Origin of the sequence: Neisseria maigaei, from assembly GCF_958267405.1 — a bacterium.
Taxonomy (GTDB): Bacteria; Pseudomonadota; Gammaproteobacteria; order Burkholderiales; family Neisseriaceae; genus Neisseria; species Neisseria bergeri.
The window spans coordinates 75,975-89,699 of record NZ_CATQFT010000045.1; the positions used below are offsets into that span (position 1 = coordinate 75,975).

Annotated in this window: 8 protein-coding genes and 2 pseudogenes; 6 read left to right on the forward strand and 4 right to left on the reverse strand. The window is 52.1% G+C overall.

Annotated elements, in window-relative coordinates; genetic code table 11:
* Window positions 1-23: 23 nt before the first annotated feature.
* Window positions 24-1,820 carry a murein hydrolase activator EnvC family protein gene (locus Q3O06_RS08775; RefSeq protein WP_301818459.1) on the reverse strand — a complete coding sequence of 599 codons (1,797 nt, stop codon included), beginning with the start codon at window positions 1,818-1,820 and terminating at the stop codon, window positions 24-26.
* A gap of 325 nt (window positions 1,821-2,145) precedes the next feature.
* On the opposite strand from Q3O06_RS08775, the pseudogene Q3O06_RS08780 reads away from it, so the two are divergent.
* The 3 genes and pseudogenes from Q3O06_RS08780 (at window position 2,146) to ruvX (ending at window position 3,700) form a co-directional block, all read left to right on the forward strand.
* A pseudogene (locus Q3O06_RS08780) lies at window positions 2,146-2,702 on the forward strand (CreA family protein).
* Between the two features lies 1 nt (window position 2,703).
* The gene (locus Q3O06_RS08785; protein ID WP_118792170.1) at window positions 2,704-3,252 is read left to right on the forward strand and encodes a YqgE/AlgH family protein; all 549 of its coding nucleotides are present in this window, start codon (window positions 2,704-2,706) and stop codon (window positions 3,250-3,252) included.
* Window positions 3,245-3,700, forward strand: a complete 456-nt coding sequence (ruvX, locus tag Q3O06_RS08790; RefSeq protein WP_301818460.1) for a Holliday junction resolvase RuvX — start codon at window positions 3,245-3,247, stop codon at window positions 3,698-3,700. Before Q3O06_RS08785 ends, ruvX begins: the two co-directional genes overlap by 8 nt.
* Before the next feature lie 7 nt (window positions 3,701-3,707).
* Here the strand turns inward: ruvX and Q3O06_RS08795 are convergent.
* The 3 genes and pseudogenes from Q3O06_RS08795 to Q3O06_RS08805 form a co-directional block, all read right to left on the reverse strand.
* Window positions 3,708-4,175: pseudogene (locus Q3O06_RS08795) on the reverse strand (fumarylacetoacetate hydrolase family protein); the annotation flags it as partial.
* Window positions 4,165-4,680 (reverse strand): Imm26 family immunity protein, encoded by a 516-nt coding sequence (locus Q3O06_RS11200; RefSeq protein ID WP_373323516.1) that lies wholly within the window; start codon window positions 4,678-4,680, stop codon window positions 4,165-4,167. The gene Q3O06_RS11200 and the pseudogene Q3O06_RS08795, both read right to left, overlap by 11 nt.
* 62 nt (window positions 4,681-4,742) lie before the next feature.
* Window positions 4,743-6,455 carry a proline--tRNA ligase gene (locus tag Q3O06_RS08805; protein WP_301818461.1) on the reverse strand — a complete coding sequence of 571 codons (1,713 nt, stop codon included), beginning with the start codon at window positions 6,453-6,455 and terminating at the stop codon, window positions 4,743-4,745.
* Window positions 6,456-7,149: 694 nt separating this feature from the next.
* On the opposite strand from Q3O06_RS08805, the gene aceE reads away from it, so the two are divergent.
* From aceE to lpdA, 3 genes are all read left to right on the forward strand, one after another.
* Window positions 7,150-9,813 (forward strand): pyruvate dehydrogenase (acetyl-transferring), homodimeric type, encoded by a 2,664-nt coding sequence (gene aceE, locus Q3O06_RS08810; RefSeq protein ID WP_301818462.1) that lies wholly within the window; start codon window positions 7,150-7,152, stop codon window positions 9,811-9,813.
* 149 nt (window positions 9,814-9,962) lie between these two features.
* On the forward strand, window positions 9,963-11,567 hold the full coding sequence (gene aceF, locus Q3O06_RS08815; RefSeq protein WP_301818463.1) for a dihydrolipoyllysine-residue acetyltransferase: 1,605 nt from the start codon (window positions 9,963-9,965) through the stop codon (window positions 11,565-11,567).
* Between the two features lie 76 nt (window positions 11,568-11,643).
* On the forward strand, window positions 11,644-13,431 hold the full coding sequence (gene lpdA, locus Q3O06_RS08820; protein WP_301818464.1) for a dihydrolipoyl dehydrogenase: 1,788 nt from the start codon (window positions 11,644-11,646) through the stop codon (window positions 13,429-13,431).
* Window positions 13,432-13,725 lie beyond the last annotated feature (294 nt).

The window sequence follows — 13,725 nt, forward strand, 5'->3', positions numbered from 1 at the left end:
CCCGCCGTTTCATATTGTCTCAATCAACGTATCCAGCTCGAAGGGTTCAATACCTGCCCTTGATAACGTATTTGCAGGTAAAGCCCCTCTTCCCCGTCCGGCAGCGACCCGCTCGTGCCGATTTTGCTTCCCGCAGAAACCGGCTGCCCCTTGCCGGCGGAAATTTCGCTCAAACCGGCATAGATGCTGATGTAGTTCTCGCCGTGATCGACCACAACCACTTTGCCGTAGCCGTCCAACTCGTCCGCATAGCTTACCGTTCCCGGCGCAATGCTTTCAACCGTTGCAGGTGCAGTGGAATAGAACACGCCTTTCCAAACATCGCCGCCGCTCCGGCTCTGCCCGAAAAGTCCGGTCGGCACGCCGTCAACCGGTTTTTTCAAACGTCCCTGCATGCGGCTGAAACTGTCAGCACTGCCGATACCCATAACCGGAGGGGCTTGGATGTTCCTGTCTTCGGCAGTCAGGTTGGACATTGCCGCACGTCGTGCCTCAGCCTGCTGCTGCGCCGCTTCTTTTTCTTTTCTGGCTTTTTCGGCAGCCGCCAGCCTGGCTTCCGCCAGTTTTCTTTTTGCTTCCGCATCCTGAATGCGGTGTTCGGCTTTTTTCTTCTCCAAACTGCTCAAAAGATGGTTCAATTGCTGTTCGTTTTCTTTCTGTTCCAGCAGTTTTTGGGCATCTTTGGCGATTTTGGCATTTTGCCTGCGGCTCTCCGCCTGTTCCGCCGCGTCACTTACACCCTGTTTTTTCAGCAGGGACTGCACGTTTGCCTGAATCTTTTTCAAATACGCCAGCTCGTTGTTGATTTTCTGCTCTTGCGCCGCCAATGCCTTCTGCTGTTTTTCCAAATCTTTGACGACTTCCCGATTGGAGGCGTTCACATAACGCGTATAGCGCAAAAAGCGGTTTTTCTGACCCGGTTCGGCATTTTTCAGGAACAAGGCGACCGCATTGGGTTGGCTGTTCTTATAACTGCCCGACACAAAGCGAGAAATCTGCGCTTTCGCTCCGGCAACTTCCGTTTTCAAACGGTTCAAATCGGCATTGAGGTTTTGAAACTTGTCCCAAGCCTCGCGCTGTTTGCGGTTGACGGAAGCCAGGCTGCCGCGCGCCCGGCGGATGCGTTCCTGACGGATGCGTTCCTCCTGAAGCTGATCGAGCGAGGTGCTGACGCGGACCAGCAGCCCCTCGCCCTGTTTGAGCAGGGCTTTTTTGTTTTCGACATCGTTGGTTGCTGCGGAAACGGCGGCTTTCAATTCGTCCGAATCGGTTTTGGCATTTTTCTCTTCGGTGTGTTTTTTGTCCTGTTTCACTGCTTTGCCGTCCTTGTCGGTACGGTCTTTTTTATTTGCAGAAACAGTGTCTTTGTCCGCCTTACCGCCCTTACGCGGATTGTCCTGTCCTTTTGCCTCTTTTTTGCCTTGTTTGTTTTCAGGCTGTGTTTTTGCGTTTTTTTCTTTAGATTCGGACACGGGCTTGTCATGTGCCTTTGTGTGTTCCGCCTTCGATTCCTTATCCCCTTCGCGTCCTTTGCGCGCAGACTGCCCGGATGTTGCCTCCTTCTCTGCTTCTTTGCGGTTTTTGGCGGTTTTTTTGGACTCTTTGCCCTCTTTTGCCGCCTCTTTGCCGCCTGTTTTTTTATCTTTCACTGCGGCATTTTTGCCTTTTTCTTTTTTGCCTTCAGCCGCTTCGGGCTGTTCTTTTTTATTCTTCGCCTGTTTTTTCACTTCGGCGGAACGGTTGTGTGCCGAGTCGTGGGCGGCAACGGCGGGCGTGGAAAAAACGAGCATCAGGGCGAGCAGGAGGGGTTTGTAGCGCATGGTTCGACCTTCGGAAAAAGTTGGATAATGCTGAAGGCTGCACGAAAGCAGCCGGACGTTTGGATTATACTGTCAGTTATGCCGTCTGAAAATGCCGTTTGCCCAATCTTGCACCTTCTTTGCACGGACACTTGCAATCGGTTCAAACAGCCTTATATTGTGCGGCATATTTTCAATGCTGCAACGGATATTGTGTTCCGACACACAGGGTAGCACATTAAGCCGCGTACCGTATGTTGCCCGATTCGGGAGCGTGCGCCCATCCAAACAAAGCAAGCCCTGCCGCCTTCCGGAAAACGGTGATTCAACCGATAAGGAAATTTTGATGAACAGACTGCTACTGCTGTCTGCCACTGTCCTGCTGACTGCCTGCGGCAGCGGCGAAACCGATAAAATCGGACGGTTCAGCACCGTTTTCAATATGCTGGGAAAAAACGACCGTATCGAGGTGGAAGGATTCGACGATCCCGACGTTCAAGGGGTTGCCTGTTATATTTCGTATGCAAAAAAGGCGGTTTGAAGGAAATGGTCAATTTGGAAGAGGATGCGTCCGACACATCGGTTTCGTGCGTTCAGACGGCATCTTCGATTTCTTTTGACGAAACCGCCGTGCGCAAACCGAAAGAAGTTTTCAAGCGCGGCGAAAGCTTCGCGTTCAAGAGCCGGCAGATTATCCGTTATAATGATTCGAAACGTAAAACTTTCGCTTATTTGGTTTACAGCGATAAAATCGCCCAAGGTTCTCCGAAAAATTCCTTAAGTGTGGTTTCCTGTTTCGGCAACAACCTGCAAACCGATATGCCTCAAGCGGGCACTTCCGGCAAAATGCTTGCTGGCGCCTGCATGATTTCCAACCCGATAGAAAATCCCGACAAACGCTGATATGAACCTGTCCAACCACTTTCTCGTCGCCATGCCCGATATGGAAGACGCGTTTTTTGCACAATCGGTCGTCTATATCTGCAAACACGATGAAGACGGCGCACTCGGCATCGCCATCAACAAACCCTCTCCGATTACGATGGACATGATTTTTTCCGCCACCGGCAAAAACATCCCTTTCCGAATGCAGCACGACAGCGTGATGATGGGCGGGCCGGTACAAGTCGAGCGAGGTTATGTCGTGCATACCCCGATCGGCAACTGGCAAAGCAGTATCGGCGTTTCGGACAATATCGCGCTGACTTCTTCCCGAGACGTGATTGAAAATATTTCACGCGAAGGCGCGGTTGACAAAATATTAATCAGTATCGGCTATTCAAGCTGGGGAAAAGGCCAGCTCGAACGCGAACTTGCCGACAATGCGTGGCTGACCGTTCCCGCCGACGAACATATCCTGTTCGACATCCCCTACGAACACCGTTACGCCGCCGCATTCGCCAAACTCGGCATCGACCCGCTCGCCCTGTTTTCGGGAGCCGGCCATGCATAAAATTCCAAAAGGAACGGCACTGGCATTCGACTTCGGCGAAGTGCGCATCGGCGTGGCGCAGGGCGATGCGGAATTGGGGCTGTCCCATCCGCTGGCCACCGTTATCGGCGGCAGCAACGATGAAAAGTTCGCGGCAATCGCCAAACTGGTTCAAGAGTGGCAGCCGCGTTATTTTGTCGTCGGTCTGCCTGTCCATACCGACGGCACGGAACACGAAATGACGCATCTGTCCCGCAAGTTTGGACGCAGGCTACACGGCAGATTCGGGCTTCCCGTCTATTGGGTGGACGAACGCCTCTCGTCCGTCTATGCGGAAGGCCTGCTTTCAGAAGCACAAGTTTTTGGCAAAAAAAGGAAATCCGTTCTCGACCAAGTAGCCGCACAGGCAATCCTGCAAAGTTTCTTCGAAGGTAGTTCGGAAGAATTTTTTAACGGACGGGACGAATAAGTCTGCCTTATTTTCGGGCTACCGTAAAAAAAGCTTCTGCAAGCCTGTCCAATTCCAGTTCCAATCTGTCCCTCTCGCTGATTTTCCCTACACCTGAAGGTGTTCCGGTAAATACCAGATCACCTTTTTTCAAGCCATAGGACAGAACCAGCTCGCATAAAACCATCCTGAGCGGGTAAATCATCATTTCCGTGTTGCCCCGCTGCCTCAATATACCGTTCTGCCTCAATGAAAAAAGGAAGGATTGGCTGGAAACCTTGCTCGCCACCACGAAGTCCGAAACACATGCAGAATGCCTGAATCCCTTTGCCTTCAACCAAGGCAGCCCTTTTTCCTTCAGACGGCATTGGATATCCCTTGCCGTAAGATCCAACCCTACACCATATCCTGCGACACATCCCAAAATATCTTCACCCTCGCCCATGCCGTCTGAATCCTTACCGACCAGCAACACAAGCTCGCACTCAAAATAAATACTGAGATGGCAAAGGAAATATGTCTTGATTTTCTGGATAATTCTCTATATTACTAGACAGCCAGAGTTCAAAGATTTTGTAATCATCAAAGAAACCACATACATATCCCCTTTTTAGTAAGTCTATGTAATCTTTTTGAGGCACTACCAAAGGATTTCCATTTCTCATCACTCTTGATTGTCTAATAAAAAGTTCTTTATTGTATGACAAGAAAATCGCTAAATCTGGATATATTATATTTTCCTTCTCTAAATCAACCTGTCCTATTAGTTTCCAAATCTTCTTTCTTATAGCTGTTTCTGTACAGGATTTATAAGTCTTAAACCCAACAGAAAGAAGCTCATCCGTATTGGCTGTCTTTTCCGAGAGATAATCAAAAATACCAAACTCGTATTGCCTTACCCTACATATATAAGTAAATTTCCCATTTGGGAGTGAGATTTCGTAGATTTTTCCGTATTTTTTTGCACCCTTGTCCATATTGATTGTTTTTACTGAAGCCACTTCACTTTCCCCCTAAATAAAAATGCCGTCTGAAATTATTTTCAGACGGCATTCGACCAAGCTTACCCATTTAATGAAGCTGTTACACGCGCAACAATTTCTCCGATTGCAACTGCCTGCGCTTCGTTGTTGCGGCGTTCGGCGTATTCGACATTGCCTTCTTTCAAAGCGCGGTCGCCGATGACGATGCGGTGCGGAATCCCCAACAGCTCGGAATCGTTCAGCAGTACGCCTGCGCGTTCGTCGCGGTCGTCCAGCAGCACATCCGCGCCTGCCGCCAGCAGTTCGGCGTAAATTTTGTCGGCGGCTTCGCGCACAGTGTCGGATTTTTTGTAGTTCATCGGCACGATAACAACTTCAAACGGTGCCATCGCCTTCGTCCAGATGATGCCTTTTTCATCGTTGCTCTGCTCGATGGCGGCGGCAACGACGCGGGTGATGCCGATGCCGTAGCAGCCCATTTCCATAATTTGCGATTTGCCGTTGTTGTCGAGGAAGCTGACGTTCATCGCCCGGGTATATTTGTCACGCAATTGGAAAACGTGTCCGACTTCGATGCCGCGTGCGAGTTTCAGACGGCCTCGCCCGTCGGGGCTTTCGTCGCCTTCGACAACATTACGCAAATCGACAAATTCAGGCTCGGCAGCGTCGCGCCCGAAGTTGAAGCCGGTGTAGTGGTAGCCGTCTTCGTTCGCGCCGATAACCCAGTCCGCGCCTTTTTCAGTAGCGAAATCGGCATAGACTTTACCTTTGAAGCCGACAGGGCCGAGAGAGCCGCCGTTTGCACCGAACTGCGCGCGGATGGCGGCAGGGCTTGCCATGGTCAGCGGCGATTTTACGCCCGCCAGTTTTTCTGCCTTGATGTCGTTAAACTCATGGTCGCCACGCAACATCAGCAGGACGAGTTCTCCTTCGTTTTCGCCTTCGACTACGATGGATTTCAGTGTTTTTTCAATCGGAATACTGAGGAAATCAACCAATGAATCAATGGTTTTAACGTTCGGCGTGTGTACTTTGGCCAGCTCTGCCTGAGCAGCCGCGCGTTCGCCTTTGAGCGGCAAGGTCGGTGCCAGCTCGATATTGGCAGCGTAATCGGAAGTGTCGCTGTACGCAATCACATCTTCGCCGCTTTCCGCCAACACTTGAAACTCGTGCGAACCGGTACCGCCGATGCTGCCGGTATCCGCAGCAACGGGGCGGAATTCCAAGCCCAGACGGGTGAAGATGCGGCAGTAAGCGTCGTACATGGCATCATAGGTCGTCTGAAGCGAGGCGTAGTCGGCATGGAAGGAATAGGCGTCTTTCATGACGAATTCGCGCGCGCGCATCACGCCGAAACGCGGGCGCACTTCGTCGCGAAATTTGGTTTGGATGTGGTAAAAGTTTTTCGGCAGTTGTTTGTAGCTGTTGATTTCTTTGCGCACGATGTCGGCGATGACTTCCTCGCAGGTCGGACCCATGCAGAAATCGCGGTCATGGCGGTCTTTCAGGCGCAGCAGTTCTTTACCGTAAAATTCCCAGCGGCCGGATTCCTGCCACAGCTCGGCAGGCTGCACTACCGGCATCAGCAACTCCACGCTGCCCGCGCGCGCCATTTCCTCGCGCACGACGTTTTCGACTTTGCGCAACACGCGCAGCCCCATCGGCATCCAAGTATAAAGGCCGGACGCGTTGGCCTTAATCAGACCGGCGCGAATCATGAGCTTGTGGCTGGCAAGCGCGGCTTCGGCAGGGGCTTCTTTTAAAGTAGAGATAAAGAATTGGCTGGCTTTCATAAAAGTATTTTTCCAAACAGGCAGATTCAAAAGTAAATCGGGTGCAGATTGTAACGCGAAAAAAGCAGGTTTTGCACCAACCTCCAAAATTCACCCCCCGCCCCAAGCTCGGGACAAATCCCATAACAGACGGCAAAAACATGACCAGAAACATCATATTGAACATAATTACATGATTTTTATAGATTTAAATGTGCCTATTTTTTAATCAAAATAAGCGTACATTTGTTGCGTAAGACTTTTTTAACACAAGCCGTGGCTTATCAACACGGTTATCCACAAAGCTTGTGTATAGATTTTCTACAATAGGAAAATTGCCAGCAGAGACATAACGATTCGATATCCCACAATTCCGAAAAAATATAACCAAAATTAAACAGGATGTTTTCGCAATCAAAAAGACCTGTCCTTACCAAACGCCCACTTCGGAACAAAACCTGCTTTTAAAAGCATGGTTATTTGCCAGCAGACCCGATTGCTGATAGGATTTCGTGTGGAGCAGACCGAACATTTTTTCAAGTTTTCCCTTGTTTCCAAGACTTTTATAATTTTTTGAAAACATTGGACTTAAATTATTTTGTTTCGGTTTGATTTAGAAATTTTCGTTTTTGCTTATTATTTTTCACAAACGAAAATAAAGGGGTTGGCTACACCCTCCCTGCCGATTAAACACTCAACATAAAGGATAGATACTATGTCCACCCAATTACACGATGTTGACCCTATCGAAACCCAAGAGTGGTTAGACGCGTTAAGCTCCGTCCTCGAATATGAAGGCGGCGAACGCGCGCAATACCTCTTGGAAAACCTGGTCAAATACTGCCGCGACAAAGGCGTACGTATGCCCCACGGCACGACCACCCCGTATTTGAATACCGTTTCCGTCGAAAACGAAAAAGGCATTCCGGGCGACCAAAACATCGAACACCGCATCCGTGCATTCGTGCGCTGGAACGCCGCCGCCATCGTACTGCGCGCCGGCAAGAAAGATTTGGAACTGGGTGGGCACATCGCATCTTTCCAATCTGCCGCCACCATGTATGAAGTCGGTTTCAACCACTTCTGGAAAGCCAAGGGCGAAGGCGAAGAAGGCGATTTGGTCTTCTTCCAAGGTCACGTTGCCCCGGGCATCTATGCACGCGCCTTCGTCGAAGGCCGTCTGACTGAAGATCAACTGAACAACTTCCGTCAGGAAGTGGACGGACACGGTCTGCCTTCCTATCCACACCCCCACCTCTTGCCCGACTTCTGGCAGTTCCCGACCGTATCCATGGGCTTGGGTCCCATCATGGCGATTTATCAGGCGCGTTTCCTGAAATACTTGGAATCACGCGGCTTGGCAAAAACCAAAGGCCGTAAAGTATGGTGTTTCTGCGGCGACGGCGAAATGGACGAACCCGAATCCCAAGGTGCAATCGCGCTGGCTGCACGCGAAGGCTTGGACAACCTGATTTTCGTCATCAACTGCAACCTGCAACGCTTGGACGGCCCGGTGCGCGGCAACGGCAAAATCATCCAAGAATTGGAAGGCAACTTTGCCGGTGCCGGCTGGAATGTCGTCAAAGTCATTTGGGGCCGCCGTTGGGACCGCCTCTTGGCGAAAGACAAAGACGGCATCCTGCGCCAACGTATGGAAGAATGTTTGGACGGCGACTACCAAACTTACAAATCCAAAGACGGCGCATATGTGCGCGAACACTTCTTCAATACGCCCGAACTGAAAGCATTGGTTGCCGATATGACCGATGACGAAATTTGGGCATTGAACCGCGGCGGTCATGACCCTCAAAAAGTGTACAACGCTTACGACCGCGCAGCTAACCACGCCGACGGCAAACCTACTGTAATCTTGGCGAAAACCATTAAAGGTTACGGTATGGGCGCATCCGGCGAAGGTCAGAATGTTGCCCACCAAGCCAAAAAAATGGACAAAGCGTCCCTGAAACAATTCCGCGACCGCTTTGACATTCCGGTTACCGACGAGCAAATCGAAAGCGGCGATTTGCCTTACCTGTCTTTCGCACCCGATACGGAAGAATACAAATACCTGCACGCACGCCGCGATGCTTTGGGCGGCTACCTGCCGCAACGCAAACCGACGCAGGAAGTATTGGAAGTGCCCGAGCTGTCGGCATTCGACGCACAACTCAAATCCAGCGGTGAACGCGAGTTCTCGACCACTATGGCATTTGTCCGCATTTTGTCAACCTTGTTGAAAGACAAAAAAATCGGCAAACGCGTCGTACCTATCGTTCCCGACGAAAGCCGTACTTTCGGTATGGAAGGTATGTTCCGCCAATACGGTATTTGGAATCCGAAAGGTCAGCAATATACCCCTCAAGACAAAGACCAGCTGATGTTCTATAAAGAATCTACAGACGGTCAAATCCTGCAGGAAGGTATTAACGAACCGGGCGCAATGGCAGACTGGATTGCAGCAGCAACCAGCTATGCGAACAGCGACTTCGCCATGATTCCGTTCTATATCTATTATTCCATGTTCGGTTTCCAACGTATCGGCGACTTGGCATGGGCGGCGGGCGATATGCACGCGCGCGGCTTCCTGTTGGGCGGTACTGCCGGCCGTACGACGCTGAACGGCGAAGGCCTGCAACACGAAGACGGACACAGCCATATTCAAGCGGATTTGATTCCGAACTGCGTATCTTATGACCCGACCTTCCAATACGAAGTGGCTGTCATCGTACAAGACGGTCTGCGCCGTATGTATGCCAATAATGAAGACGTGTTCTACTACATTACCCTGATGAACGAGAACTACACCCATCCGGATATGCCGGAAGGTGCGGAACAAGACATCCTCAAAGGTATGTACCTGCTGAAAGCCGGCGGCAAAGGCGACAAGAAAGTCCAATTGATGGGTTCCGGTACCATCCTGCAAGAAGTGATTGCCGGTGCCGAGCTGCTGAAAGCCGACTTCGGCGTGGAAGCAGACATTTGGTCTTGCCCGTCCTTCAACCTGCTGCACCGCGACGCTGTCGAGGTGGAACGCTTCAACCGCCTGCATCCGCTGGAAGCCGAAAAAGTACCTTTCGTTACTTCCAAATTGCAAGGTCATGACGGTCCGGTAATTGCCGCTACCGACTATATCCGCAGCTATGCCGACCGTATCCGCGCCTACATCCCGAACGACTACCACGTCTTGGGTACTGACGGTTTCGGCCGTTCCGACAGCCGCTCCAACCTGCGCCGCTTCTTTGAAGTGGATCGCTACAACGTTGCCGTTGCCGCATTGAGCGCATTGGCGGAACAAGGCAAGGTCAGCAAAGAAACCGTTCAGCAAGCCATTGAAAAATACGGCATCAAAGCCGATTCAGCCCCTAGCTGGAAACGCTGATTGATATTTCAGACGGCCTGTTTGCCCCATTCCGACATCAGGCCGTCTGAAAACCGAATGCCCGAATGGTTTGAGCAGACAAACCGTACCGATGCCGCCTGAAGCAGCTTTCAGACGGCATCCAACTGAAAAAGATTAAAGGAACTCAAATGAGTATCGTAGAAATCAAAGTCCCCGATATCGGCGGTCACGAAAACGTCGACATCATCGCCGTAGAAGTTAAAGCGGGCGATACCATCGCCGTTGACGACACCCTGATTACACTGGAAACCGACAAAGCCACGATGGATGTACCTGCCGATGCGGCCGGTGTCGTGAAAGAAGTGAAAGTCAAAGTCGGCGACAAAATCTCCGAAGGCGGCGTAATTTTGACCGTTGAAACCGGTGCCACCGCTGCCGAAACTGCTCCGGCTCCTGCGGCTGAAGCACAACCTGCACCTGCCGCCGCACCCGCTGCCGCAGGCGGTGCAACCGTTCAAGTAGCCGTTCCCGACATCGGCGGCCATACCGATGTGGATGTAATCGCCGTTGAAATCAAAGTTGGCGACACCGTTGCCGAAGACGACACGCTGATTACTTTGGAAACCGATAAAGCGACAATGGACGTACCTTGTACCGCTGCCGGTGTGGTTAAAGCCGTATTCCTGAAAGTCGGCGACAAAGTGTCCGAAGGCTCTGCCATTATCGAAGTGGAAACCGCCGGCTCTTCCGCAGCAGCTCCTGCGCCTGCCGCTCAAGCTGCCGCACCCGCACCGGCTGCCGCTCGGGCTCCGACTGCTGCCGCCGCGCCCGCACCTTCTGCACCTGCCGCTGCCAAAATCGATGAAGCCGCTTTCGCCAAAGCACACGCCGGTCCTTCCGCACGCAAACTGGCGCGCGAATTGGGCGTAGATTTGGGTCAAGTCAAAGGTACCGGTCTGAAAGGCCGTATCATGGGCGACGACATTAAAGCCTTTGTGAAATCCGTGATGCAGGGCGGCGCGGCAAAACCTGCCGCTGCCGGCGCATCTTTGGGCGGCGGTCTGGACTTGCTGCCGTGGCCTAAAGTGGACTTCTCCAAATTCGGCAATGTCGAAGTTAAAGAATTGTCCCGCATTAAGAAAATTTCCGGTCAAAACCTGTCCCGCAACTGGGTTGTGATTCCTCACGTTACCGTACACGAAGAAGCGGACATGACCGAATTAGAAGAATTCCGCAAACAGTTGAACAAAGAATGGGAACGCGAAGGCGTGAAACTGTCCCCGTTGGCGTTCATCATCAAAGCCTCTGTTTCCGCGTTGAAAGCCTTCCCCGAATTCAACGCCTCACTGGACGGCGACAACCTGGTGCTGAAAAACTACTTCAACATCGGTTTCGCAGCCGATACGCCGAACGGTTTGGTTGTTCCCGTCATCAAAGACGTGGATCAAAAAGGCTTGAAACAAATCAGCCAAGAATTGACCGAATTGTCCAAAAAAGCCCGTGAAGGCAAGCTCAAACCGCAAGAAATGCAAGGCGCGTGCTTTACCATTTCCAGCTTGGGCGGCATCGGCGGCACAGGCTTCACGCCGATTGTGAACGCTCCCGAAGTCGCCATCTTGGGCGTGTGCAAATCCCAAATCAAACCGGTTTGGAACGGCAAAGAGTTTGCCCCGCGCCTGATGTGCCCGTTGAGCCTGTCCTTCGACCACCGCGTCATCGACGGTGCGGCCGGTATGCGCTTCACCGTATTCTTGGCGAAGCTGTTGAAAGACTTCCGCCGCATTACCCTGTAACCCGATCGGCTTCAGACGGCATAGCGGTCTGTGCCGTCTGAAAAGGAAGTTTGAACATCATTCAGAAAGATGAGACATGAGCTTAGTTGAATTGAAAGTGCCCGACATTGGCGGACACGAAAATGTAGATATTATCGCGGTTGAAGTGAACGTGGGCGACACCATCGCCGTTGACGACACCCTGATTACCTTGGAAACCGACAAAGCAACGATGGACGTGCCTGCCGAAGTTGCGGGCGTGGTCAAAGAAGTGAAAGTCAAAGTCGGCGACAAAATCTCCGAAGGCGGCTTGATTGTCGTCGTCGAAGCCGAAGGCGCGGCTGCCGCACCTAAAGCCGAAGCACCTGTTGCTGCCCCTGCGCAAGAAGCACCCAAAGCTGCCGCTCCCGCTCCGCAAGCCGCGCAATTCGGCGGTTCTGCCGATGCCGAGTACGACGTGGTCGTATTGGGCGGCGGTCCTGGCGGTTATTCTGCCGCATTTGCCGCTGCCGATGAAGGCTTGAAAGTCGCCATCGTCGAGCGTTACAAAACCTTGGGCGGCGTTTGTCTGAACGTCGGCTGTATCCCTTCCAAAGCCCTGTTGCACAACGCTGCCGTTATCGACGAAGTGCGCCACTTGGCTGCCAACGGCATCAAATACCCCGAGCCGGAACTCGACATCGATATGCTGCGCGCCTACAAAGACGGCGTGGTTTCCCGCCTCACCGGTGGTTTGGCAGGTATGGCGAAAGGCCGTAAAGTGGACGTTATCCAAGGCGACGGACAATTCTTGGATCCGCATCACTTGGAAGTGTCGCTGACTGCCGGCGACGCGTACGAACAGGCAGCCCCTACCGGCGAGAAAAAAATCGTTGCCTTCAAAAACTGTATCATTGCAGCAGGCAGCCGCGTAACCAAACTGCCTTTCATTCCTGAAGATCCGCGTATCATCGATTCCAGCGGCGCATTGGCGCTGAAAGAAGTACCGGGCAAACTGCTGATTATCGGCGGCGGCATTATCGGCCTCGAGATGGGTACGGTTTACAGCACGCTGGGGTCGCGTTTGGATGTGGTTGAAATGATGGACGGCCTGATGCAAGGCGCAGACCGCGACTTGGTGAAAGTATGGCAAAAACAAAACGAATACCGTTTTGACAACATTATGGTCAACACCAAAACCGTTGCAGTCGAGCCGAAAGAAGACGGCGTTTACGTTACCTTTGAAGGCGCGAACGCACCGAAAGAGCCGCAACGCTACGATGCCGTATTGGTTGCCGCCGGCCGCGCACCCAACGGCAAACTCATCAGCGCGGAAAAAGCAGGCGTTGCCGTAACCGATCGCGGCTTCATCGAAGTTGACAAACAAATGCGCACCAACGTGCCGCACATCTACGCTATCGGCGATATCGTCGGTCAACCGATGTTGGCGCACAAAGCCGTTCACGAAGGCCACGTTGCCGCCGAAAACTGCGCCGGCCACAAAGCCTACTTCGACGCGCGCGTCATTCCGGGCGTTGCCTACACCTCCCCCGAAGTGGCGTGGGTGGGCGAAACCGAGTTGTCCGCCAAAGCATCCGGCCGCAAAATCACCAAAGCCAACTTCCCGTGGGCAGCTTCCGGCCGCGCGATTGCCAACGGTTGCGACAACGGCTTTACCAAGCTGATTTTCGATGCCGAAACCGGCCGCATCATCGGCGGCGGCATTGTCGGGCCGAACGGTGGCGACATGATCGGCGAAGTATGCCTTGCCATCGAAATGGGCTGCGATGCGGCAGACATCGGCAAAACCATCCACCCGCACCCGACCTTGGGCGAATCCATCGGTATGGCGGCGGAAGTGGCATTGGGTACTTGTACCGACCTGCCTCCGCAAAAGAAAAAATAAATCCGACTGAATAAACAGCCATAAGGTTTATTTGAGCAAATGCCGTCTGAAATGTTCAGACGGCATTTTCTGTTTTACAGCGGATTAAAATATTCCCTACGTCCTGCCTAAAAACGAATCCGACACGGCTTATCCGAAGGAAGGGTTGAAAACGGCAGTTTCCAATACAACAAAATGCCGCCTGAACATTTCAGACTGAAGCGCACCGAGAAAAATCTCGGCATTTTCTGAGAAAAAACTTTGGCAATTTATTGCATTATTTGCAACTCCCTTGCACTTTTATAAAAGCGACGA

Bases quoted from the DNA above. Each gene is read 5' to 3' on its own strand.
- Q3O06_RS08775 (WP_301818459.1), bottom strand. From the start codon at position 1,820: ATGCGCTACAAACCCCTCCTGCTCGCCCTGATGCTCGTTTTTTCCACG.
- lpdA (WP_301818464.1), top strand. From the start codon at position 11,644: ATGAGCTTAGTTGAATTGAAAGTGCCCGACATTGGCGGACACGAAAAT.
- aceF (WP_301818463.1), top strand. From the start codon at position 9,963: ATGAGTATCGTAGAAATCAAAGTCCCCGATATCGGCGGTCACGAAAAC.
- ruvX (WP_301818460.1), top strand. From the start codon at position 3,245: ATGCATAAAATTCCAAAAGGAACGGCACTGGCATTCGACTTCGGCGAA.
- Q3O06_RS08805 (WP_301818461.1), bottom strand. From the start codon at position 6,455: ATGAAAGCCAGCCAATTCTTTATCTCTACTTTAAAAGAAGCCCCTGCC.
- aceE (WP_301818462.1), top strand. From the start codon at position 7,150: ATGTCCACCCAATTACACGATGTTGACCCTATCGAAACCCAAGAGTGG.
- Q3O06_RS08785 (WP_118792170.1), top strand. From the start codon at position 2,704: ATGAACCTGTCCAACCACTTTCTCGTCGCCATGCCCGATATGGAAGAC.